This window comes from Streptomyces sp. NPDC001406 (assembly GCF_042895285.1).
Taxonomy (GTDB): Bacteria; Actinomycetota; Actinomycetes; order Streptomycetales; family Streptomycetaceae; genus Streptomyces.
In genome coordinates, this window is sequence record NZ_JBIAWG010000006.1 from 391,818 (window position 1) to 413,227 (window position 21,410).

Below are 21,410 nucleotides of genomic sequence, written 5' to 3' on the forward strand. Positions count from 1 at the left end.
CCCCGGCTCCGTCACACCAGGTTGGCCTCCGGGCGCGGGGCGTCGGCCGCGAACCTGGCGGCGCTCAACGGGCCGACGTCCAGGAAGGGTTCGCGGCCGAGGTACAGGTCGCGGACGACCTCGCCGACGGCCGGGCCCTGCAGAAAGCCATGGCCGGAGAAGCCCGTCGCGTACAGGAAGCGGGAGACCGAAGTCGCCTCGCCGATCAGGGCGTTGTGGTCGGGGGTGTTCTCGTACAGGCCCGCCCAGCCGCCGGTGCGGCGCAGGTCGAGCAGGGCGGGCGCGCGCCGCTGCATCGCCTCGTACAGACGGGGGATCCAGCGGTCGTGGGTGTCGGTGGCGAAGCCGGGCTTCTCGTCGGGGTCCGACATGCCGAGCAGCAGGCCGGGGCCCTCGGCGTGGAAGTAGAGGCTGGTGGTGAAGTCGATCGTCATGGGGAGGGCGGGAGGCAGGCCCGGGACCGGTTCGGTGACGGCGATCTGCCGGCGCAGCGGCTCCACCGGCAGATCGACGCCGGCCATCGCGCCGACGGCCCGCGACCACGCCCCGGCCGCGCAGATCACGGTGTCGGTGGTGATCCGGCCCAGGGTGGTGGTCACGGCGGTGATGCCGGCACCGTGCAGTTCGATGCCGGTGACCTCGGTGTGGCGCAGGATCCGGGCGCCGTGGGCGCGGGCGGCCGTCGCGTAGCCGTGGACGACGGACTCGGGGGTGCAGTGGCCGTCGTCCGGCGACCAGGCGGCGGCGAGCAGGCCGTCGGTGGTGATGAGCGGGGACAGCCGGCGGGCCTCCCGCGGGGTGATCAGGCGGCTGGGCACACCGAGCGAGTTCTGCAGTCGGACGCCCTGTTCGAAGGAGGCCACCTCCTCGGGCGTGGACAGCAGGAAGAGGTAGCCGACCCGGTGCAGCCCGATGTCGTACCCGGTGTCCTCCTCGAACCGGCCGAACGCCTCCAGGCTCCTGGCCCCGAGCTGGATGTTGAGCGCGTCGGAGAACTGCGCCCGCACCCCGCCCGCCGCCTTCGAGGTGGAGCCGGCGGCGAGCTCGTCCCGCTCGACCAGCACGACATCGCGTACGCCTGCGCTCGCCAGGTGGTAGGCGATGCTGGTGCCCATCACCCCGCCGCCGATGACCACGACCCGGGCCTGGAGATTCACGCGCGTGCCTCCTTCGCCGCGCGGATCACGGCCCAGGCCGCCGCGGCGTCCTGGATGCCGAGTCCGACGCTGTTGTAGTAGACGATGTCGTCGGACGAGGTGCGGGCGGCGCGCCGTCCGGTGAGCACCTCGCCCAGCGGGACCAGGTCCCCGGGCGCGAGCAGGCCCTCGCGCAGCGCGTCCACGACGGGCCCGGCATGCCCCGCAGCCGTCGCCGGATCGTCCACGACGACGACGGCGGCCCGCCGTACGACCTCGGTGTCGACCTCGCGCCGGGTCGGCTCGAACGAGCCCACACTGACCACTGTGCACCCGGGCGCCAGCCACTCACCACGCACCACGGGCGTCGTGCTGAGCGTGCAGGCGGCCACCAGCGACGCCCCGGTCACGGCCTCCTCGGCGCTGTCGGCCGCGCGCACCGGGACGTCCAGTTCGGCCGCCAGGGTCCGCGCGGCGCGGGCGCGGTGCGCGGGGGTCGGGCTCCACAGCCGTACGGACGTCACCTCCCGCACCCGGGCGATCGCCCGTACGTGGGCGAGGGCCTGGGTGCCCGAGCCCAGGACGGCCGGCTCCACGCCGCCGGGGACGGCCAGCGCGTCCACGGCCACGGCGCTGCCCGCGGCCGTGCGCAGTGTGGTCAGCGCGGTGCCGTCCAGGACGGCGGCGAGCCGGCCGGTCACCGGGTCCAGGGCGGTGACGACCGCATGGACGGTGGGCAGCCCGGCGGCCGCGTTGCCCGGGTTGACGCTGCCGAACTTCGCCACCGGGCCGGTGTCCGCCGAGAGCCGGGCGAGGTAGGCGAAGACCACGCTGTCGTCGAAGCGGCTGGGCTCCATGATCTTCCCGGGCAGGTCGGCGTCACCGGTCCCGAGCGCGGTGAAGGCCGCCCGCTGCGAGGCGATCGCCGCGTCGAGGTCCAGCAGCCGCACCACCTGCTCGCCGGAGAGAAAGAGGACGTCGTCGGTCATCCCCACATCCTGTCCGGGCCGTCGCCCGGCGAATCAGGACCAGTGGGCGACCGCGTCCAGATGGGGCAGGTTGTGGTCCAGACGCTCCCGCTTGGTGCGCAGATAGGTGATGTTGTTCTCGCACGGCTCGATCAGCAGCGGGACCGTCTCGGCGACCTCTATGCCGTGCTGGAGCAGCGATTCGCGCTTGCGCGGGTTGTTGGACATCAGACGTACGGAGCGGACCCCCAGGTCGCGCAGGATCCCGGCGGCGACGCCGTAGTCGCGGGCGTCGACCGGCAGGCCCAGGGCGAGGTTCGCCTCCACCGTGTCCAGTCCCTCCGCCTGCAGGGCCATCGCGCGCAGCTTGGCGAGCAGACCGATGCCGCGGCCCTCGTGGCCCCTCAAGTAGACGACGATGCCGCTGCCTTCGGCGACGACCGCGCGCAGCGCGGAGGCCAGCTGGTCGCCGCACTCGCAGTGCTGGGAGCCGAACGCGTCGCCGGTCAGGCATTCCGAGTGCAGCCGGGTGAGAACGTGCTCGGTGCCGATGTCGCCGTAGACCAGGGCCACTTGCTCGTCACCGCGCTCGTGGTCCAGGTAGCCGATCGCCTGGAATTTCCCGTACACGGTGGGCAACGGTGCATTCACGACGCGTTCCACGCCCGAACGCCGTGGGGTCTTCTGGCCGAGTACGCCGATGTTTTCTGTCATGATCTGATTCCTAAGCAGAGACGAAAGGCCGTGAAAAGATGAGTGGTTCGGGCGCGCCTACGGCGGCATACGGGCTGTTGCCGGCGGACACCACGGAAGACGTACGGACGCGGGCGGCCGGCGTCTCAACACAGGTCGCCGTCCTTCCGGTCGGGAGCTTCGAACAGCACGGTCCCTTCCTTCCCCTGGCGACCGACACCCTGGTCGCCTGTGCCGTCGCGCGGGAGATCGCCGCAGCGTACCCGGTGCACCTCCTTCCTCCCGTGACGATCGCCTGCTCGCACGAGCACGCGGCCTGGCCCGGTACCGTCAGCATCTCGTCCGTGACCCTTCATGCGGTGGTGCGGGACATCGCCGCGTCGCTGCGCCGGTCGGGCGTCGACGCGCTCGTCGTGGTCAACGGCCACGGCGGCAACTACGTACTGGGAAACGTCGTTCAGGAGTCCTCCGCGCGCGGGGAGCGGATGGCGCTGTTCCCGGCCCCGGAGGACTGGGAGGAGGCGCTGGAACGGTCCGGGGTGCGGACCTCGATGCTCACCGACATGCACGCGGGGGAAATCGAGACCTCCATTCTGCTGCACGCTCATCCCGAATTGGTCCGCCCTGGTTACGAGTCCGCCGATTTCACGGCGGACGACCGCCGTCATCTGCTCACCACGGGAATGTCCCGCTATACCGAATCGGGCGTCATCGGCCGTCCTTCCCTGGGGTCGGCGGAAAAGGGGAAGGAACTGCTGGCGAGCCTCGCCGATTCCTTCGGCGCGTATTTCGAGTTGCTCACGTCCACGGACGGGCTGGGGTAGTCCGCGTCCGCGGCCCGGGCGCCGGGTTCCGCAACCGCGTCGGCGGCCCGGGACCCGGCGCCCGAGTGCAGCCCGGTGTACCAGCGCACGACCAGGACGACGGCGCCGGGCAGGCTCGCCACGAAGCTCAGCACGCCGTACACGACCGCGACGGTCACTCCGCTGCTCGCGCCCAGTCCGGCGGCGCCGAACGCCCAGGCGGTGACGCCCTCCCGGGGGCCGAACCCGCCGACGTTCAGCGGCAGGCCCATGGCGACCAGGGCGAGGACCGCGATCGGGACCAGCACCGCGACGGAGGCGCCGGACCCGGCGACATGGGCCGCCACGACGAACATCGCGACGTGCCCGGCGAGCACGACCACCGAGGAGAGCGCGACGCCCGGCCCGTTGCCGCCGGACAGCAGGCCCTGGCGCGCCTCGCCGAGGGTCCTGCGCAGCGCGCCGCCGCGCCGGGCGGGCGCGCGGTTCATACGGACCGCGAGGACGACGGCGAGCGCGCCCGCCGCGGCCAGCGCCACCAGCGGGGCGAAGCCGCGCACGTCGTCCCGCACCGGGGACGGCAGGGTCAGCAGCGCCGCACCGCCGAGGACGGCCAGCGCGATCTGCCCGGCGACGCGCTCCAGGACGACCGCCCGCACGGCGCGGCCCATGTCGCCGGCGCTCTGCCCGTGCCGGACCGCGCGGTGCACATCGCCGAGGACACCGCCGGGCAGGGCCGCGTTGAGGAACAGCGCGCGGTAGTAGTCGGCCACGGCGGGCCCGAGCGGCAGCCGGATCCGCAGCCCCCGGGCCACCAGTTGCCAACGCCAGGCGCTGAACACGGTGGTGACCACCCCGACGGCCACGGCGGCCAGCAGCGTGGGGGAATCGATCCGCCGCAGCCCGTCCAGGAAGACGCCGGTGCCGAGCTTCCACAGCAGTGCGGCGAGGATGGCGACTCCGGCGACGGTGCCGAAGTGCGCGCGCACGGCCCGGAGGTCGAGGCGGCCGAGGAGGCGGCGCGGGCCGGTGCCGCGCCGTTCCTCGGCACCCGGGGCGCCGTCCGAGACCCCGAGCGCACCGGCCGGGTCGAGTGGGGAGCCGCCGTCGGACGCCTGAGCGGGTACGACGAGACAGCCGCCGTCCCGCGGGCCCGCGGCCGCCGCGGTGCCGGTCCCGTGCACGCGCGCGCGTGCCGGTGTCGTGGGCGTCACGCGCGCGTGGCCGGCCGCCCGTATCGTGCGGGACGTCGCCCCGGCGCCCACCGCCTGGGTGCTCATGACGCCCCGCCCCTGGGCCGGGGCAGCGCCAGTACGTCGCTGTGGTGGACGACGACGTGCAGCTCACCGGCCTCGCAGGCGGCCAGCCGCTCCTCGAGGTAGCGGTCGGCGCGCTCGCGCAGTTCGGGGCGCTGGTCCACGGCCGCGCCCACCCAGCCACGCAGCCACTGGGCGGTCAGCGCCGACTCGGCCGGGCCCAGCCGCCACGGGCTCGGATTCACCTTCACCGTCGCGCCGCGCTCGCCGAAGACCTCGCAGGCCACGGTGGCCGCGTCGGGGCCGAGGAGGCCGCCGCGGCGCTGGTGGGCGTTGAACGCCTCCGCCATGTCGGCGTCCAGCGGGTCCGACGGGGTGAGTTCGACGCGTCCGGCCACCGAGAGGGTCAACAGGGCCGGGCAGCCGGCCCCGACGCAGGCGTCCGCGAGGGTCTCGACCTCCTCGCGGGTGAGGACGTCGAGCAGCGCGGAGGCCGTCACCAGGGAGGCGCCGGCCAGCGCGTCCGGGGTCAGCCGGGCCATCTCGCCGCGCCGCGTCTCCACCGTGACCCGGCTGCCGTCGGCGGCGGCGCGCGGGGAGGCCACGGCGGCGAAGTGCAGGAGGTAGGGGTCGCGGTCGTGCAGGATCCAGTGCTGGGCGCCGTCCAGCCGGGGCGCGAGCCAGCGGCCCATCGAGCCGGTGCCGCAGCCGAGGTCGTGCACGGCGAACCCGCCCGTGCGCCCCGGCAGGTTGGCGAGCCGGATGCGCAGCGGGTCGAGCAGATCGAGCGCGCGGGCGGCCGCGTCGGCGCTCTCGCGCAGCTCCAGCCACTCGGGCGCGTACCGCGGCGGCTCCTCGGACCCGCCCTCCCTCAGCCGCACGGTGGCCCGCTCCCCGGGCCGGGTCACGGGTCCGGCACCTGCGATCACGTCGGACACCCCCTCCTCGCTCTCCGGTCCGGACACGGGCGCATGCTCCTCGCCGCGCGGCCCCGGCTGTGCCGGGATCGCCCCGGTCGGCGTGGTCACCGTCGTCTTCCTCATGCCGCCCTCCGGGGTTCGTCAGGGAGCCTCAGCAGGACTCCGGCCAGGCTGCGGGCCGTGGTCGCCCAGCCGTCGAGGGCCGCGCGGCGGCCGCGGGCGGCGGCCTTGAGCCGGCGGCGCACATCGGCCTCGCCGAACCAGCCGCGCAGTTCGGCGGCGAGCGCGGCGGGGTCCTCCGGCGGCACCAGAATGCCGGGCACGCCGCCGTCGGGGGCGCGGCCGACCGCCTCGGGCAGACCGCCGACATCGGTCGCGAGGACCGGGATGCCCCGGGCCAGGGCCTCCGTGACCGCCATGCCGTACGTCTCCGCGTACGAGGTGAGGACCATCAGGTCGGCGGCGGCGTAGCTGGCGTCGAGGTCGGCGCCGGCACGGGGGCCCACCAGGTGCAGACGGTCCGTCAGGCCGTACTTCGCGATCAGGGATCGCAGCTGTGCGACGTACTCCGGGTCGTGCCCGAGTCCGCCCACGCAGACGCAGTCCCACGGCAGGTCCCGTACCGTCGCGAGGGCCTCCACCAGCCGGTGCTGCCCCTTGCGCGGGGTCACCGCGGCCACGCACAGCAGATGCGAGACGCCGTCGGTACCGGGGGCGAGCGGCGCGATGTCGGCGCCGGGAGCGGCGACATGGACCCGTTCGGGGGCGAGGCCGTGGTGGGAGACGAGGCGGCGGACCGCCCAGTCGCTGGTGGCCACGACGGCGGGTACGGCCCGCAGCACCGCGCGCTCCCGGGCGTCCAGGTCCGCGGCCACCGACGGGTCGAGGCCGGTCTCGTCGCCGAGCGGGAGGTGCACGAGCACCGCGAGACGCAGGCGTTCCGCCTCGGGGACGACGATCTCGGGGACGCCGCAGGCCACCAGCCCGTCCAGCAGGACGACCGCGCCGTCCGGCAGTTCCCGCAGCGTGCGGGCGAGTTCGTCACGGGCGGCCGCACCGGGCCGGGGCCAGGCCCCGGCGACGGCGTGCTTGGTGACCTGCCAGCCGAAGCCGGGCAGGTCCAAGCAGACACGCCGGTCGTAGGCGTTGCCGCCGCTCGGCGAGGCCGGGTCGTCGACGCCGCCCGGCAGCACGAAGTGCACGGTGCGCAGGGACATGGGCATGATCCCGACGTTCGCAGGGGCGGCCGCGCGCTGCGCGGGCACATAGGTCAGGGCCGGGGCCCGGTCGATGGCCATGTCGGTCACAGGCCACGCTCGTAACTCGCCCAGGCGACATGCGACTCGTGCAGGGTGACCGTGATGCCCGCCAGCCCCTTGGCCCCCTCCCCCAGGGCGCCCTTCTCGATGCGCTCGGCGAGCCGGTCGGCGATGACCTTGGCGAGGAACTCCGTGGAGGTGTTGACACCGGCGAAGTCGGGCTCGTCGTCGAGGTTGCGGTAGTTCAGCTCGCTGACGACGGCGCCCAGTTCCTGGGTGGCCAGTCCGATGTCGACGACGATGTTGTCGTCGTCCAGCTGCTCACGGCGGAAGGTGGCGTCCACGAGGAACGTGGCGCCGTGCAGTCGCTGCGCGGGCCCGAACACCTCGCCGCGGAAGCTGTGGGCGATCATGATGTGATCGCGGACGGTGATGCTGAACAACGGACGACCCTCCAGGTGCGGCACGTCTGGCCCCTCCGGCCCCTTGCTGGCGGGGATGCTGTGTAGTACGGCTCTTCGCTTCCCCGTGTTCAGCCCCCTCTCACTCTTTTCTCAGGTCAGGCCCTTTTGTCGTCCGGGATTGAACAGGTCCGTCAGGCTGTGTCTTCGGGGCCGGCGTAGCTGACCCGGTGGCACAGGGCGGGGATCTCGCCCGAGGCGAGCCTCGGCAGCACCGCCGGGAGCTCCTCGAACGGGCTCTCCCCGGTGACCAGCGCGTCCAGCGCCGGGTCGGCGAGCAGGTCGAGGGCGAGGGCGAGCCGGTCGGCGTAGCTGCGGCTCGCGCGACGGGCCGGGGAGACGGTGCCGACCTGGCTGCTGCGGACGGTGAGCCGGCGCGAGTGGAAGGCCTCGCCGAGCGGGAGGGCGATGCGCCGGTCGCCGTACCAGCTCAGTTCGAGGACGGTGCCCTCGGCGCGGAGCAGTTCGAGGGAGCGGGCGAGTCCCTGTTCCGTGGCGCTGGCGTGGACGACCAGGTCGCAGTCGCCGAGTGCGTCCTCGGGCGGGGCGAAGCCGACGCCGAGGGCCTCGGCGGTCTTGGCGCGCGCCGGGTCGGCGTCGACCAACTGCAGCCGCACCCCCGGGAAGCGGGCCAGCAGGGCGGCCACCGAGCAGCCGACCATGCCGCCGCCGACCACCGCGATCCGGTCGCCGACCAGGGGGGCGGCGTCCCACAGGGCGTTCACGGCCGTCTCGACCGTCCCCGCGAGGACGGCCCGTTCGGCGGGCACGTTCTCCGGCACCGGGGTCACCGCGTTCACCGGAACGACGTAGCGGGTCTGGTGCGGATACAGACAGAAGACGGTTCGGCCGGTCAGCTCATCCGGCCCCTCCTCCACCACCCCGACATTGAGGTAGCCGTACTTCACCGGTCCGGGGAAGTCGCCCTCCTGGAACGGCGCCCGCATCGCGGTGTGCTGACTGGCCGGGACGCCCCCGCGGAAGACGAGAGTCTCCGTGCCGCGGCTCACGCCGGAGTAGAGCGAGCGCACCAGCACCTCGCCCTCGCCGGGCCCCGTGAGGGTGACGTCGCGGATCTCGCCCTGACCCGGCGAGCTCAGCCAGAAAGCGCGCGCGGAGCGGTTCATCGGCATCCTCCTGAACGATCGGGAACCTGTTCACGTACCGAGATGTGCACAGGCCGCGCACAGTACGCGGCGTTGATCGACTCTGTCACTCGGCCGGAGGACGTGCGGTGGCCCTGAACAACACTTACGAAGCAAGGCTGGTCCAGCAGGAGACCGCTGTGGGAGCGGGCGTGCAGATCCTGTTGCTGGCCCTGCTCGGCTCGGCGATCGGCATGGGGCCGGCGGGCTGGCTGACGGGGCTCGCGTTCGCGGTCGCGAGCTGGGCGGTGCTCTCGCGGGCGCTGCACCGCTCCCGGCTGCGTTCCTTCGGCCCGGCGAACCGGGTCACCCTCGGCCGGGCGACGCTGGTGGGCGGGGTGACGGCGCTGGTCGCGGACTCCTTCGAGAGCTCGCCGCCGGTCACGCTCCTTGTGGGCCTGACGGCTGTGGCGCTGATCCTGGACGGCGTGGACGGGAAGGTCGCCCGGCGCACCGGCACGTCGACGGCGCTGGGGGCCCGTTTCGACATGGAGGTCGACGCGTTCCTGATCCTGGTGCTGAGCGTGTACGTGTCGATGCAGCTCGGCCCGTGGGTGCTGCTGATCGGCGCGATGCGCTACGCGTTCGTCGCCGCGGCCAAGGTCGCGCCCTGGCTGAACGCGCCGCTGCCGCCGTCCTTCGCCCGCAAGACGGTCGCCGCGATCCAGGGCGTCTGCCTGCTGCTGGCCGGCTCGGAACTGCTCCCGCACGTCGCGAACATGGCGGTGGCGCTGCTGGCCCTGGGGTCGCTGCTGTGGTCGTTCGGCCGGGACGTGCTGTGGCTGTGGCGGACGTCCCGGGTGGTCGCGCAGGCGCCCGCCCGCGAGGCCTCCCGGGCCTCGCAGGCGCCCGCCCGCGAGGCCCGGGAGGAGATGCTGGAACTCGTCGCGCGGTGACACCCCACCCAGCACAATGCGAAGGGCCCGGATCAGCTGCTGATCCGGGCCCTTCGCGTACGGCTGTTACGAGCGTGCCGACCGGCTCCGCACGATCGCGACCGCCCCGGCCGCCAGGCCCAGCACGCCGACGATCAGCCCGGCACTGCCGAGGCTGCGGGCGGTGGAGTCGTCGGAGTCGCCGGAGTCCGAGGCGGCCTGTGCGGAACCGCTCTTCGCGTCACCGCTCTTGGTGTCGCCGCCCTTCGCGCCCGACGAAGCGGCGCTTTCGTCGTCACCGGCCGTGAGCTTCAGCACCGGCGCGGGATTCTCCGACTCGTCCTCGCCGCCCTGCTCGATCCAGCGGACGACCTTGCCGTCGGAGTAGGTCTGGAGGGTCTTGAAGGTCAGCTGGTCGACGTCCTCCGGCAATGCCCCGAAGGCCACGTCGAAGTCCTCGTACTGACCGGCCCCGATCTTCCCTCCGGTCCAGGTGATCGCGGAGACGGCCTCGGTGATGGTGCCGTCGTCGGTCTTGACCGGCTTCTTGAGCTTGGTGGTGGTCACCTTGGCGGTCCAGCCGTCCTGCGGGTGGACGAGCACCCCGAGGACGGGGTGGTCGGTGGGCAGGAAGACCTGCACCTCGGTCGTGCTCGCGCTGTCCTCCTCGTTGGGCACACGGAAGGTCAGCAGACCGTCCGTGGCTCCCTTGGCGTAGCTCTCGGGGTGGACGGTGACATGCGCGGAGGCGATGCCCGCAGCCCCGAGGACTCCGACGGCGGCGAGGGCGGTGACGGCGGCGGCACGGCGCAGGGCGATGCGTGTCGTGAACGTGGACATGGGTGAGTGGATCTCCGTACGGGATGAAGGGTGTGAGGCTGACTCAGATCGTGTTCAGATCGTGTACGGAATCCGGCCCGGAGGGCCTCGGCGACGCACCGCATACCGCAGCGGAAGCCGACGCGCGGGGATGACGGCGTCCGGGACGCGGCGGAGCCCGTCGAGCAGCGCGGGCAACGGGGAGCCCCGCCACCAGGCCACCAGCCCCGGCACGAGCGCGACGGCCCGGCGCAGCAGCGACCACAGTGCGGCCTCACCGCGCCGCAGCCACCAGGAGGCGACCAGCGCGGCGAGCACATGGGCGGCGGTGGCGTGCGCGGTGACGGTGTGCGGCCGGGCCATGGCGGCCATGCCGTGGGCGTGCACGGCCGCCATGCCGTGGGCGTGCACGGCCGCCATGCCGTGGGCGTGCGCGGCCGCCATGCCGTGGGCGTGCGCGGCCGCCGTCCGCATGGCGTGCGCGGGCATGGGAGCGGCGGGCCGGGCCGCGTCGAAGCCGACGTGCAGCCCCGCCTGGGTGACGAACATGGCCGCGCCGATCCCCGCCAGCGACCGCTCCCTGCCGCCCAGCAGCCACCCCAGCGCGAACACGCCGAGGAAGGCGGCCGCATCGGCCCACAACGGCGGCATCGCCCCCATCGCAAGCCCGTGCCCGGCGGCAGCGAGCAGCACACACACCGCGGCGAACACAGCGGCGCGCAGACTCCTCACCGCCGGGGACGCGCTCATGGTCGGTGATCCTCCCACGGTGGGGGGACACGTGTCGCGACGACGCTCTGGTTCAGTGCGGACGCACAGACGAAGTCCCGTCACCCACGCAGCAGTTCGCCGCGCCCGACCTGCGCAAGGAGCGGCGGCTCGCTCTCCCCTTCGTAGGCGAGGTGGAGCTCGCGCCGGGCACGCGTGGCCAGCACGTAGTACGTCATGCGCAGCGCGGCCGAGGTGGGATCGGCAGCCGCGTCGGTGTGCGCGTCGGGGATCACGACCGTGTCGAAGCCCAGCCCCTTGGCGCTGGCACGGTGCACCAGCACGATGCCCGGACGACCGAGGTCCAGCGTGCGGTAACGCCCTCCCTTGGCCATGGACGTGTACAGCTGCGGCTTGAGCCGGGGCGCCCGGTGCTCGATGCTGCCCAGCAGGGAGAACTGGGTGTGCCAACCGAGAACAGGCCCGTCCCGTACTTTGCCGAGATCCTCAAACGCCTGGGCCGCCCCCACTCGTCCCTGCCCATCGAACTCGGTCGCATCCGCAAGGTGGAGCAGGCCCGCGCCTTCGCAGCCTACGAGCGCTGATCGGGCGGCACGAATTACACTCCTCCATCCTCACCCAGTGCCTGCGCCCGCAAGGCCCCGTCCGGACAAGGAATCGCCGCCACATGACCGACAACCTGCCCGAGAGACCCGAGACCGCCCAAGAGGCTCCGGACACCGCAGCGCACCCAACGCTGACGGCCCCTTCAGCGTCTCCTCGGCGGCGGCCCGGAAAGCTCACCCTGATAGTCGCCGCTGCCGTGGCCGTCGTAACCGTCTCTGGTGCGGCGGGGGCCGTGGCCGGTGCGTACTTCGTCGCAACCGGGCCCGCAGGCGCCCGGGGCCCGGCAGGCTCGACAGGGCCGCGAGGACCGCAGGGAGCCCAAGGCGAGCAAGGGCCGCAGGGCGAGCGCGGACCCGAGGGCGAGAAAGGCGAAGCCGGCGCGTCCGCCGTTCCGACCACCGTCGACACACCGTTGGGCACCGGAACAAGCCCCGACCTGTCCGGCGGCCTGCTCCTGAGTAGCGGCTCATGTCCGGTCGGGACATCGCACTGGGACACCGTCTACGTGGGCCGCAGCTCGGTACTCGGGTCACCGGGCGAGGTGGACATGCGCGCAATGACGCTCTGCAAGATCTTCTGAACGTCACCGGCGTGCCGAGCGCTCAGACCTCGGTCACGAACCCCACGAACGGCACCCATCCGTCCCGCCCGACAGCAAAGTGAGGTCGTGTGACGTCTTTGGAGTCCCGCACGTGGACGGCTTGCGCGGTGACGGCGACCTCCACGCAGCTGTCCCCCTGGGTGCCGCTGTAGCTTGACTTGAACCAGGCGAGTTCGGTCGTGCTCATAGCTCTCCTCGCAGTCGCTCCAGCAGGCCACGCGAGTCCTTGGGGTGCAAGGCCTGCGAGCGCAGTGTGTCATAGCGCTGATAGAGGAGGCTCACCTCTTTCGCGTCGGAGATCAGACGGCCGTTCTGCTGCCCCTCCGAGTAGGCCAGCCGCCGCTCCGGGGTCTCAAGCAGCTGCACCGACCCATCGAGGCATCCATGGGTCTCAGCATCGACAGGCATGATCTGCAGGGTCACATTCCTCAGAGCTGTCAGCTCCAGCACGTGATCAAGTAACCCCCGCATCACCTCATCGCCCCCGAGCCGACGCCGAAACAAGTGCTCCTCGATGATGAAGCTGAACGGCACATTGGGCCGCTCGCAGATCATCTGCTGCCGCTCCATCCGAGCCGTGAGCTGGGCCTCCAACTGCTCATTCGACAAGGGCGGGATGCTGTTGTCGAACACGGACCGCGCGTACCTCTCCGACTGCAACAACCCCGGCACCAACCGACACTCATACGTACACAGACTCACCGCCACCCGCTCCAGCCGCGCCCACCGCCGGAACCAAGCCGCCAGCCCCGCCTCCCCCCGCGTCAGAAACCGCGCCGACCTCCGTAACGCCCCCGTGTTCCCCAGCTCCTCCTCCGCCCGCTCCACGAACGACTCGTCCGGCATCCGCCGCCCCAACTCCACCGACCCCACGGTGTGCTTGGAGAAACGGACCAGCTCACCGAACTCGGCCCGGCTGAGCCCCGCGTTCTCCCGCAGGGCCTGGACGACGGCGCCGAAAGTCCGCAGACTGTCCGACGGGTCCGGCTCCCGTTCCGCCTCGCACACCGTCAGCTGGTCACTCGCCCCCGCACCGCCCGTCATACGCGGTCACCTCCAGATGCCTGCCTGCACGGCCGTTGATGGCCGTTGCCGTCGTCCCCGCACTGGACAACACCCAGCGTGACCGCAGGTTTCGCGTACCGTCCACGGAATGCGCCCGTACGCTGACGCAGCGTACGGGCCGCAAGCCTGGATCACGCTCCCACACGCCCGCCACCGTGGCCCCATGAACGCGACCACGCCTCCGCTCCGCACCCCCGTGCGCAACTTCGCGCAGCAACTGTCGTCCACCCGCCGCGGAGCCCGCCTCGCCCGCCTGCTCACCTACGAGCAGCTGCGCACCTGGGAGGTGTCCCCCACGGTCACCGAGCGTGCCGAGCAGATCGTCGCCGAACTGGCCGCGAACGCGGTCCTGCACGGCCGAGTCCAAGGCCGCGACTTTCGCCTCGCGCTCACCCTCGACCACCCGTCCGCCGGCGTCCTCCGCATCGCCGTCACCGACGCCCGCGGCAACCAACTGCCCTCCGCTTCAACGGACTTCGAGACACCACCGTACGCTGAGACGGGTCGTGGCCTCCTGCTCATCACGGCCCTGGCCGACCGCTGGGACACCGAGCCTTATCCGCCAGGTGGCAAGACCGTGTGGGCCGAACTCACCCTCGGCCGACGCGAACCCGGGTCGGTCAGTGAGTGAATCGCCCCTACGGGATGGCAGCACGGCCTGGCGCGTGGCGAGGGAGCCGGTGACGGCGCCGACGATGGCCTCGGTGGTGACCCGCACTTTGCACTTCCGCCACGACCGCACCGGCCGGTAAGCAGTGGCTCGCATGAACTGTGGATGGAGGCCAGCGGAGCACGCCTGGTGGCCGATGGCCGGACCACCTGATCAGGTGGTCGTCGCTCAGTCGCCCTCCTCGACCAAACCAATGGCCTCCGGGAAACCGGAAGCGAACGCCATGTACGCGGAGTCGGTCTCCTCGCAAGCGGCCTCCCGGAAGAGGCGGATCAGCTCCTGCCGGTCCTCGTCAGGCGCCTGGCCCATCCGCCTCAGCAGGGTCCCCGTCCACGCTTCGGTGATCTTGACGGCGTCATCGTCGTCGACGGTGTCTTCGTCGGCCAGCTCGATACTGCCGAGCAGAGCCGCGTACGCGGCCGCGAGCACCTGAAACCGGGTCACCGAAGTACCGGCTACGGTCGGCGGTTCCTGCGCAGGGAGGCAGAGTTCGTCGGGAAGTTCCAGCAGCAACCGGTCTGCCTTCCAAAAGCCCCTGCATGCCATGGCCTGGCTGTACATCGCTCCGGCGAGCCGGCGGAAGACGCGCGCGAATTCCTGCCGGTCGTCATCCGTCAGACGGTGCAGACCGTCCTGCACGATCCGGATGCCCCGTCCGGTGAGCCGTGCCTTGTCCTCCGCGCTGATACCGGCCGCCGACTCGCCGGAATCGTCACCGCTCGGGTCGCAGGAACGGATGGCGGCGATGAGACCAAGTACACCCTCCGTGAGGATGTACTCGATGAACCACTGTCTCGGCTGCCGGCCCGCGACATGGGTTCCCGGGGCCAGGTCGTTGAGCTCGGCCGCGTCACGGGTGCGGAAACCGGCAAGTGTGAGCACCCTTTTGATCGTCTCGTCCATGAGTGAACCGACCCGCGCACCGTGCTCGATCACCGGTCCCCGGTGATCGAGCCGGTCCGGCTCCATGAACCCGAGGGCAGCCTCGGTCAGGGATTGACCGGCATTCCAGCTGACGTGGACACCGCCTGCCGGACCGTCAATGGTGTCGACGTATACGCATGCGCCGGCCTGCCTGTCGGCCAGGGGCATGCCGACGCAACTGTGTCCACCGCTCACAAGGCCAAGGGCCGCGAATGGCCATCCGTCCGGATCCGTGACGACTTCCCACCTCCCAAGGACACCGACCCGGCACGATGCCGAGGGCCGCGCAATTCCAGAACCTGTCAACGACACTGATGTCCGCCTTGCCTACGTTGCTGTCACACGGGCGCGCATCCGCCTCGACCTAGGTGGGTTGTCCTGGATTGATACACATCCAACAGATTCTGGCGCGATTGAGCTTGCGTAACGACTGCCACCCTCCTCAAACAACAACGTCGGTTCCCAAGACCACCGGGGTCTTGGGAACCGACGTCACGCGAGGCCCCGAATTAACCAAACAGCGTCACCTGCGAAGTTCGAGGCCGCAACCACACTCGTACGGTCCATTCAGTTCTCGGATGATCCCGCATGGCGCATTATGATGACGATGGCCTCCTGCCGGAACTATTCCGGCAGACAACCCACGATCGGCTCCGCCCGGGACAGCATGACAGGATGAGAATCACTCATTCCTCTGTCCATTCATTTCTCCGTGAACCCATCGAATACACTCGGGTCGATCGCCGGTTTCATGTCGACAGAACTCCTCAAGTGCGGCCCGAACCCGATCAATCGGCAGAGCGCTTCTGGGATCAAAGAAAAACGGAACCCCGGGGTCGGACACAACACGCGGATCGAAGTTCGGAGGATTCGGGTTATCGGAAACCCAAATGTGCTCCGAAATTTCGTCCTTCGTCGCGCGCTCTTGGGTTGCGAACCAGACGAGGCCGCCGTAACCGCTCTCCAAGTTGACTGCAACCTGGAGGGTGTTGTCAGGCCACCAATCGTCTACGGACTCTGAATGACGCCTGTCCGCGAACATGAGCGTAGCCACCTCCCCTGGACTGATCCAAGGCTGGTCACGGCGCTCTGACCGCATATTCTCCATGACTTCATCAACTAGCCTGACCTTTTCCGGCCAGCTTTCTGCATAGTGATAGCGGCCATGGATCACTGCATTCAAAATCACGGTGCGGCGGCCTCTCCGAGAATGACTTCTGGCTTCAGTGCGCCAGGGTACCATATAGTCATCCTTGAGCCTTCCGGCAGGATTGTCTTGACTGCCCTTAGGCACCCGTACGGACCTCCGCATACACCTTCGGCGTTGTTCATTACCACCGTGGCGTTGGTTACCCCATTTTGCCGCATCCACATGGCATATTGCGATTCAACATGCTGCGCAGCCGGGTAGTATTTAGCCTTCGGATGGATGGCAGTTCCGTATTTTCTCAGATATTCATCGGTAGCGTCAACGAGAGCGCCGCCACCTCCGGCTTCTATCTCCTTGAAAACCTCTTTGCCCGACGAATCGAAGATTCGACCGGTCGTCACGCGCTTGTCGGCAAGCTCCGCCAGCACCTTCGCGACGTTAACGCATGCTGTGTTGTGCACGAGGATTGGCGTCGCCCCGGCTAGCACATAGTACGTGTGGAAGTTTTCAACGGTGAGGTTGTAAGCCGAATGGATCTGATGGTAGCGATGGACGCGAGCCACCGTGACGGTCGCGCCGCTGCTGGTGCGCAGGGCCTGGCCGGGCTTGAGGTCGCCGGCGTCGATCCAGCGGTGGGCGCTGGGCGACCAGAAGGGGTGGTGCTGAGTGGCGGTGATCCGTGCGTTGCCGACGTTGATCGTGATGTCGGCGAAGTCGGTGTCGTCCGGCGTGTAGATGGTGCGGGTGACGCTGTGGCTTTCGGTACGGCCGCTCTCGGGATCGGTGGCGAGGACTGCGTCGTCGACCCGGACGTCCTGGATCTGCTGGGTGGTGCCGTCTGCCATCAGCACTCGTGTGGTGCCGGGGAAGCTATTGGTGCGCTCGCACACCTTGGCAAGAGCCGCAACGGCTCTTGCGGCAATACCGGCGATGACCTCATCGGACAAGTTGTAGGCGCGCAGCGCCTTCCAGGCGTCCTCGAACCCAACTCCGGTTTTGGCAGCCGTGTTGAGTGTCTTGACGGCACGCGCAATCGGGGTGAGCAGGCCTTCGACCGGGACATACGTGGCAAGGCTCCAGGCGCAGGCGGTCTTGCTGCCGTGCCAGCAGTCCATCAGGTCTTCGGCGAAGAAGGAGAACAGGATCGATCCGGCCACATCACCGAAGAGGCTCTGCCACCCGGCGCGGACAATGTCCTTACCGGAGAACTTGTGCGTCCAGCCGTCGATCTTGACGTTCTTCAGTGTCGTCCGCTTAAGGAACTCCCACGCCGACTTCGGGCACCCGTCCGCCGTGGCCTGGGCCTGGTCGTCGGCGCACAGGTAGAAGTCGGCCTCGTAGGTGACGACCAGGTCGAACGTCGCATCGCAGCCCTGGAAGGCCGCTTCCGGCATCCCCGGGCACGTGCCGATCTGCTTGGAGCTGACGATCTCGACGGTCGACTCGTCCGGGACGGCGAACACACCGGGAATGCCCGTACCGGACCCCTGGGATGCTTCCTTGTTGGCCTCCTCCCGTTCAGCCCGGTCGGCCGCATCCTGGGCTTCCTTGGCGTACTTGTCGGCATCCTTCGCCGCCTGTTCGGCCTCAGTTGCCGCTGCGTCGGCGCGGGTGGCGGCCGCTCGGGCGTCCTTGGCGTCCTGTTCGGCCTGGCTGGCCGCGGAGCGGGCCGCCTCGGCGTCGAGTTCGGCGGCGTCGGCGGAGTCGCGGGCGTCCTTTGCGTAGCCTTCGGCGTTGCCTGCTGCCTTGTCGGCTGCTGCGGCGTCTTCGGCTGCCTGCTTGTCGTACTCCATGGTGCGGGCCAGTGATGCCTGCGCCGCTGCCGCGGCCTTGGCGGCGTCGGCCGCGTAGCCGAGGGCGTCCTTGGAGTAGGTGCGGGCGTCGGACGCGTACTTGGCGGCGTTCGCTGCGTGCTGGTAGGCCTCCTTCGCGTCGCCCTTGGCCTGGTCTGCAAGGTTCTTGGCGGCGTCGGCCTCTGCGGCGGCGTTCTTGGCGTGCGCGTCGGCGACGGCCTGCTGCTGCTCGGCGATCGTCTTCGACGCCTGACCGGTCAGCACGACCAGGCCGGCGGTGGAGTCGTTGTCGACGTAGGAGGAGCCGAGCTGGATCGCGTCGTTGGCCGGGTTGGCGACCTGCTTCGCCGCTTCACCGGCGTCCACCGCGGCCTGCGCGGTGACGTGGGCGAAGCCCGCGGCCTTCGCCGCGGCCGCGACCGCGTTGCCGGCCTCCTTGTTGGCGCCGTCGGCCTGGGTCTTGGCGTCCTTGGCGTGCTGTTCGGCCTCGTCGGCGAGCTTGACCGCCGTCTTGGCCTCGGCTGCGGCGTCCTGGGATGCCTTGATGGCGTCCGCGGCGGCGCTGGTCGCGGTCTTCACCGCCGCGTCCGCCTTCAGCTTGTCCGCCTGGGCGGCGTCCGCGTCGGAGCGGGCCCGCTTCGCCGCCGCCTCCGCGCGCGTCGCTGCCGCATCCGCGTCGGCCGCGGCCTGCGTGGCGGCGTCCGCCTCCGAACGGGCCTTCGTCGCGGCGGCTTCGGCGTCGTCGGCAGCCTTGTCCGCGTCGTTCGCGGCAGCACGAGCCGCGTCCGCCGCGTCCCCGGAGTCGAGGGAGTCGGCGTAGGCGTCCTTTGCGTCGGCCTTGGCGCGGGCCGCATCCGCCTTCTGCTTCGCGTCCCACGCGTCGTCCCGCAGGGACTTGGCATGGTCCTTCGCCGTGACCGCGTCGTCGCGCTTGCTCTCGGCGGTCTTCTCGGCGGCCTCGGCCTTGTCCTTGGCGTCCTTCGCCTTGGTCGCCTCGGACTCGGCGTTCTTGCGGTGCTGGGCGGCCTCGGCCTGCTTGGCCGCCGCGTTCTCCTTCTCCGCCTTGGCCGTCTTCTCCTCGGCCTCGGCGGCGAGCCGCTTGGCGTGCGCGTCGGCGGCGGCCGCCTTCGCGTCGCCCTCGGCCTTCACCGCGACCGTGAGCTTGGCCTCCGCGGTCTCCTTGTCCTTCTTGGCGTTGTCCCGGTGGATTTTCGCCGCGTCCGCCGCGGCCTTCGCCTGGAACTCGGCTGCCTCGGCGGCCTTCTTGCGGAACTCCGCCTTCGACTGCGCCGCCTGCGCGAGGGCGCGCTGCGTGATGGTCGCGCTGTCCCCGGCCGAGGCGCGGGTCGCGGCCTCGGCGGTCTCACCGGCCTTCTCCATCGCCGTGAGCGCGGCGGCCGCACCCTTGGTGACCTGGTCCTTCTGCAGACCGACCAGCAGACCACGACCCCGCGGGGCTCCGTTGGTGTCGGCGATGCCGTACGACGCCTGGAGTGCGGTGTCCGACGTGGTCGCGGCCTTCTGGGCTGTCTCCAGCTGGGTCTTGAGGAGGGCGAGCTGCTTCTTCGTATCCGCCTGCGCAGCTGTGATGTTGGCCTTGGCCTTGTCCACATCGGCCTTTGCCGGTGCGGTGCCGGTGTGGGTCTTGGGGACGATCCTGAACTTCTGCGCGGCAGAGCCGTTGCAGGTCGACTGCACGGCGTCCTTGCTGTTGTCGAAGGTCGGCAGGTGCAGGCACTTGCCGGTCGCCGCGTTGCGCAGCGGGCCGGCGCTGCGCACGTCGAACTTCCACTGCTGGGCCTTGGCGCTGCCGCAGTCCCGGATCTGGATCTTCGTGCCGTCGGCGCCGTTGCCGTTCAGCACCTCAAGGCACTTGAAGGAGTTCGGGTTGACCAGGGTGTAGCCGCCGTCGTAGGAGCCCATCACCTGCCACTTCTGGGAAGCGCCGCCGTTGCAGGTGTAGACCTGGACCGGGGTGCCGTTGGTCTTGCCGGCCCCCTGGACGTCGAGGCACTTGCCGGCAGCGCCCGGCACCTGGATCTCCAGTTGGCCGTCGCCGATCCAGCCGAGGCCGCCCTCGGTGTAGTAGTCCAGCCAGCGGGTGGAGTAGTCCGCGATCCACGACTGACCCAGCATCTTGCCCAGGGCGAAGGTGCCGTTCTGCAGCGCCTTGGTGGCGGTACTGCCGGAAGAGAAGATCTGCTGGCGCTGCGCGGCCTGCGAGGTGATCTCCTGCTGCCACTCGCCGGACGCCTGCGCCACCTCCTTGCCGAGGACCCGGTCAGGGTCGATCGGGTTGTGCCACGCGCACGAAGCGAACCGGGACTTCAAGTCCTCGACCGCGATGCGGAACTCCGGGGTGTCCGTCGTCGGCGCGGTCCTGGGGAAGCCTCCGGAGGCGAGGAAGATCCTGGCGTCGTCGTCGAACACCCGGGGAACGAACATCTCGTTCGGGATCGGGTCTGCGGAGTTCTTCTTCCAGAGCTTCCAGGCCTCCTGCTCCTGGCTCGTCCCACCGCTGGTGTACAGCGGGTTTCCGATGGCGAGGGCGGCCTTCTTGGTCTTGTCGTCCGCCTGCGGTGACGGGTCGTAGAACGGTGACAGCAAGTCGACGGACTTGAAGTACGACTGGTAGAGCCAAGGAAGCATCCCCGTTTTGTCGAAGATCTTCTCCGCTTTGGGAGAGCCGGGGTAGTTGTCCAGGCCGCTGACGGTGTTCTTGAACGACTGGTCGGTGTCCTGGGCCTTCTTCACCCAGGCGTCGGTGTCGTCACTGTCCTTCTGCCATGCCTGAGCGAACGCACCGGTGTCGTAGGTGCGGTCTGCCTTCTGGTGCAGTTGGTCCGCCGGCAGCGGCAGGGAGGTGTTGGCCAAGCTGTACAGGTTCGGCCCGCCTCTGCGCAGGCCGTCGGCCATCAGGCACTGGTCCAGGCGCAATTGCTCGGCGGCCTTGGTGTCGAACCCGTCGTAGGAGTCGGCGACCGGGCTGGTGCGCGGATCACGGCCGGCGGTCGGCTCCGGATGCACCGCTACGGTGGCGAGGAGAGCGAGGGAGGCAATCGGGACGACCGGAGTCGCCAGGACCGCCATCCATCTGGGATGTTTGCCCTGCTTCCGTGCAGGTCTACGCAACACGCGTATCCCTCTCTATAGGGGGGGTGGCTTCTTCAAGCGCACTCCCAGGAGGGGAACGTCAGGCCCGCGTGACTTCTGGGACCTCATGTTGTGTAGGGCGCTCCCCCCGTGGACGCGCCGGTCGCTCCGGGACAGGCGGACTGGTCAGGTCCTTCCAGGAGTGGACGCCACCATAGACACGTCGGTGATCCACTCCGCAACGGCATTGCCTCAGACGGCAGTTACGCCTGGTTACCGTGACGCATATGAGGGAACTGTGCGGATACTGTGTAGAGCTTGCGAGAACCGCCTTACCGGCCCCTTACCGGAACCGACGGCCTCCCATACCCTCCGTCACCGTGAGATCAACATCACAGTCGGAATGAGGCCTGGAGCAAGCGACGGACCTCGCCGCATCGAGGA

At 70.3% G+C, this 21,410-nt stretch carries 19 protein-coding genes and 2 pseudogenes; 5 read left to right on the forward strand and 16 right to left on the reverse strand.

The annotated features are described in order from the left end of the window. Positions 1–11 precede the first annotated feature (11 nt). From ACFY1J_RS17195 to ribA, 3 genes are read right to left on the reverse strand one after another with little or no spacing between them, the layout of a single operon-like run. The gene (locus ACFY1J_RS17195) at positions 12–1,157 is read right to left on the reverse strand and encodes an NAD(P)/FAD-dependent oxidoreductase (RefSeq protein ID WP_390705451.1); all 1,146 of its coding nucleotides are present in this window, start codon (positions 1,155–1,157) and stop codon (positions 12–14) included. After that, the gene (locus ACFY1J_RS17200; protein ID WP_390705450.1) at positions 1,154–2,125 is read right to left on the reverse strand and encodes an ornithine cyclodeaminase family protein; all 972 of its coding nucleotides are present in this window, start codon (positions 2,123–2,125) and stop codon (positions 1,154–1,156) included. The genes ACFY1J_RS17195 and ACFY1J_RS17200 overlap by 4 nt, the downstream gene beginning before the upstream one ends. Positions 2,126–2,158: 33 nt before the next feature. Next, positions 2,159–2,818, reverse strand: a complete 660-nt coding sequence (ribA, locus tag ACFY1J_RS17205) for a GTP cyclohydrolase II (protein ID WP_390705449.1) — start codon at positions 2,816–2,818, stop codon at positions 2,159–2,161. 38 nt (positions 2,819–2,856) lie between these two features. Here ribA and ACFY1J_RS17210 point away from each other — a divergent pair, with 38 nt between their 5' ends. Beyond that, positions 2,857–3,621, forward strand: a complete 765-nt coding sequence (locus tag ACFY1J_RS17210; RefSeq protein WP_390705448.1) for a creatininase family protein — start codon at positions 2,857–2,859, stop codon at positions 3,619–3,621. A 164-nt stretch (positions 3,622–3,785) separates the two neighbouring features. Here ACFY1J_RS17210 and ACFY1J_RS17215 read toward each other — a convergent pair. The 5 genes and pseudogenes from ACFY1J_RS17215 to ACFY1J_RS17235 all read right to left on the reverse strand — a co-directional run. Continuing rightward, positions 3,786–4,880, reverse strand: a pseudogene (locus tag ACFY1J_RS17215) (YbhN family protein); the annotation flags it as partial. Further along, positions 4,877–5,899, reverse strand: coding sequence for a trans-aconitate methyltransferase (locus ACFY1J_RS17220; RefSeq protein ID WP_390705447.1), 1,023 nt, complete (start codon positions 5,897–5,899; stop codon positions 4,877–4,879). The gene ACFY1J_RS17220 and the pseudogene ACFY1J_RS17215, both read right to left, overlap by 4 nt. Further along, complete coding sequence (locus ACFY1J_RS17225) at positions 5,896–7,074, reverse strand: glycosyltransferase family 4 protein (protein ID WP_390706226.1); 1,179 nt, start codon at positions 7,072–7,074, stop codon at positions 5,896–5,898. Before ACFY1J_RS17225 ends, ACFY1J_RS17220 begins: the two co-directional genes overlap by 4 nt. A 5-nt stretch (positions 7,075–7,079) precedes the next feature. Next, positions 7,080–7,478 carry a 6-carboxytetrahydropterin synthase gene (locus ACFY1J_RS17230; protein WP_263214598.1) on the reverse strand — a complete coding sequence of 133 codons (399 nt, stop codon included), beginning with the start codon at positions 7,476–7,478 and terminating at the stop codon, positions 7,080–7,082. Positions 7,479–7,630: 152 nt separating this feature from the next. Continuing rightward, entirely contained in the window at positions 7,631–8,623 is a 993-nt protein-coding gene (locus tag ACFY1J_RS17235; protein WP_390705446.1) for a zinc-binding alcohol dehydrogenase, read from the reverse strand. 107 nt (positions 8,624–8,730) lie between these two features. On the opposite strand from ACFY1J_RS17235, the gene ACFY1J_RS17240 reads away from it, so the two are divergent. Beyond that, a complete protein-coding gene (locus ACFY1J_RS17240) occupies positions 8,731–9,537 on the forward strand; it encodes a CDP-alcohol phosphatidyltransferase family protein (protein ID WP_390731439.1) in 807 nt (268 codons plus the stop codon). Positions 9,538–9,603: 66 nt separating this feature from the next. On the opposite strand, the gene ACFY1J_RS17245 is transcribed toward ACFY1J_RS17240, so the two are convergent. The 3 genes from ACFY1J_RS17245 to ACFY1J_RS17255 all read right to left on the reverse strand — a co-directional run bounded on the left by ACFY1J_RS17245 (position 9,604) and on the right by ACFY1J_RS17255 (position 11,438). After that, entirely contained in the window at positions 9,604–10,356 is a 753-nt protein-coding gene (locus ACFY1J_RS17245; RefSeq protein WP_390705444.1) for a YcnI family protein, read from the reverse strand. Between the two features lie 54 nt (positions 10,357–10,410). Then, positions 10,411–11,085, reverse strand: a complete 675-nt coding sequence (locus ACFY1J_RS17250) for a hypothetical protein (protein WP_390731440.1) — start codon at positions 11,083–11,085, stop codon at positions 10,411–10,413. An 80-nt stretch (positions 11,086–11,165) separates the two neighbouring features. Beyond that, positions 11,166–11,438, reverse strand: coding sequence for a hypothetical protein (locus tag ACFY1J_RS17255; protein WP_390731441.1), 273 nt, complete (start codon positions 11,436–11,438; stop codon positions 11,166–11,168). Between the two features lie 69 nt (positions 11,439–11,507). Between ACFY1J_RS17255 and ACFY1J_RS17260 the strand changes: the two genes are divergently transcribed. Continuing rightward, positions 11,508–11,648, forward strand: a complete 141-nt coding sequence (locus ACFY1J_RS17260) for a hypothetical protein (RefSeq protein ID WP_390731442.1) — start codon at positions 11,508–11,510, stop codon at positions 11,646–11,648. A gap of 624 nt (positions 11,649–12,272) precedes the next feature. Here the strand turns inward: ACFY1J_RS17260 and ACFY1J_RS17265 are convergent. Together ACFY1J_RS17265 and ACFY1J_RS17270 are read right to left on the reverse strand one after the other, a co-directional pair. Further along, positions 12,273–12,458 carry a DUF397 domain-containing protein gene (locus ACFY1J_RS17265; protein WP_390731443.1) on the reverse strand — a complete coding sequence of 62 codons (186 nt, stop codon included), beginning with the start codon at positions 12,456–12,458 and terminating at the stop codon, positions 12,273–12,275. Continuing rightward, positions 12,455–13,315, reverse strand: a complete 861-nt coding sequence (locus tag ACFY1J_RS17270) for a Scr1 family TA system antitoxin-like transcriptional regulator (RefSeq protein WP_390731444.1) — start codon at positions 13,313–13,315, stop codon at positions 12,455–12,457. The genes ACFY1J_RS17265 and ACFY1J_RS17270 overlap by 4 nt, the downstream gene beginning before the upstream one ends. Positions 13,316–13,499: 184 nt before the next feature. On the opposite strand from ACFY1J_RS17270, the gene ACFY1J_RS17275 reads away from it, so the two are divergent. Continuing rightward, positions 13,500–13,967 (forward strand): ATP-binding protein, encoded by a 468-nt coding sequence (locus ACFY1J_RS17275; RefSeq protein ID WP_390731445.1) that lies wholly within the window; start codon positions 13,500–13,502, stop codon positions 13,965–13,967. 207 nt (positions 13,968–14,174) lie between these two features. On the opposite strand, the gene ACFY1J_RS17280 is transcribed toward ACFY1J_RS17275, so the two are convergent. Next, on the reverse strand, positions 14,175–15,098 hold the full coding sequence (locus tag ACFY1J_RS17280) for a hypothetical protein (protein WP_390731501.1): 924 nt from the start codon (positions 15,096–15,098) through the stop codon (positions 14,175–14,177). On the opposite strand from ACFY1J_RS17280, the pseudogene ACFY1J_RS17285 reads away from it, so the two are divergent. Then, positions 15,099–15,357 (forward strand): annotated as a pseudogene (locus tag ACFY1J_RS17285) (3'-5' exonuclease); the annotation flags it as partial. Between the two features lie 255 nt (positions 15,358–15,612). Here ACFY1J_RS17285 and ACFY1J_RS17290 read toward each other — a convergent pair. Next, positions 15,613–16,173: an Imm1 family immunity protein gene (locus tag ACFY1J_RS17290; RefSeq protein WP_390731446.1), complete on the reverse strand. Its 561-nt coding sequence runs from the start codon at positions 16,171–16,173 to the stop codon at positions 15,613–15,615. Continuing rightward, the gene (locus ACFY1J_RS17295) at positions 16,116–20,963 is read right to left on the reverse strand and encodes a DddA-like double-stranded DNA deaminase toxin (protein ID WP_390731447.1); all 4,848 of its coding nucleotides are present in this window, start codon (positions 20,961–20,963) and stop codon (positions 16,116–16,118) included. The genes ACFY1J_RS17290 and ACFY1J_RS17295 overlap by 58 nt, the downstream gene beginning before the upstream one ends. Positions 20,964–21,410: the final 447 nt, after the last annotated feature.

What these genes read in the sequence shown, in the direction of transcription:
- ACFY1J_RS17200 (WP_390705450.1), bottom strand. Translation starts at nt 2,125, where the DNA reads ATGACCGACGACGTCCTCTTTCTCTCCGGCGAGCAGGTGGTGCGGCTG.
- ribA (WP_390705449.1), bottom strand. Translation starts at nt 2,818, where the DNA reads ATGACAGAAAACATCGGCGTACTCGGCCAGAAGACCCCACGGCGTTCG.
- ACFY1J_RS17210 (WP_390705448.1), top strand. Translation starts at nt 2,857, where the DNA reads ATGAGTGGTTCGGGCGCGCCTACGGCGGCATACGGGCTGTTGCCGGCG.
- ACFY1J_RS17220 (WP_390705447.1), bottom strand. Translation starts at nt 5,899, where the DNA reads ATGAGGAAGACGACGGTGACCACGCCGACCGGGGCGATCCCGGCACAG.
- ACFY1J_RS17225 (WP_390706226.1), bottom strand. Translation starts at nt 7,074, where the DNA reads ATGGCCATCGACCGGGCCCCGGCCCTGACCTATGTGCCCGCGCAGCGC.
- ACFY1J_RS17235 (WP_390705446.1), bottom strand. Translation starts at nt 8,623, where the DNA reads ATGAACCGCTCCGCGCGCGCTTTCTGGCTGAGCTCGCCGGGTCAGGGC.
- ACFY1J_RS17245 (WP_390705444.1), bottom strand. Translation starts at nt 10,356, where the DNA reads ATGTCCACGTTCACGACACGCATCGCCCTGCGCCGTGCCGCCGCCGTC.
- ACFY1J_RS17250 (WP_390731440.1), bottom strand. Translation starts at nt 11,085, where the DNA reads ATGAGCGCGTCCCCGGCGGTGAGGAGTCTGCGCGCCGCTGTGTTCGCC.
- ACFY1J_RS17255 (WP_390731441.1), bottom strand. Translation starts at nt 11,438, where the DNA reads ATGGCCAAGGGAGGGCGTTACCGCACGCTGGACCTCGGTCGTCCGGGC.
- ACFY1J_RS17265 (WP_390731443.1), bottom strand. Translation starts at nt 12,458, where the DNA reads ATGAGCACGACCGAACTCGCCTGGTTCAAGTCAAGCTACAGCGGCACC.
- ACFY1J_RS17270 (WP_390731444.1), bottom strand. Translation starts at nt 13,315, where the DNA reads ATGACGGGCGGTGCGGGGGCGAGTGACCAGCTGACGGTGTGCGAGGCG.
- ACFY1J_RS17275 (WP_390731445.1), top strand. Translation starts at nt 13,500, where the DNA reads ATGAACGCGACCACGCCTCCGCTCCGCACCCCCGTGCGCAACTTCGCG.
- ACFY1J_RS17280 (WP_390731501.1), bottom strand. Translation starts at nt 15,098, where the DNA reads ATGCCCCTGGCCGACAGGCAGGCCGGCGCATGCGTATACGTCGACACC.
- ACFY1J_RS17290 (WP_390731446.1), bottom strand. Translation starts at nt 16,173, where the DNA reads ATGGTACCCTGGCGCACTGAAGCCAGAAGTCATTCTCGGAGAGGCCGC.
- ACFY1J_RS17295 (WP_390731447.1), bottom strand. Translation starts at nt 20,963, where the DNA reads ATGGCGGTCCTGGCGACTCCGGTCGTCCCGATTGCCTCCCTCGCTCTC.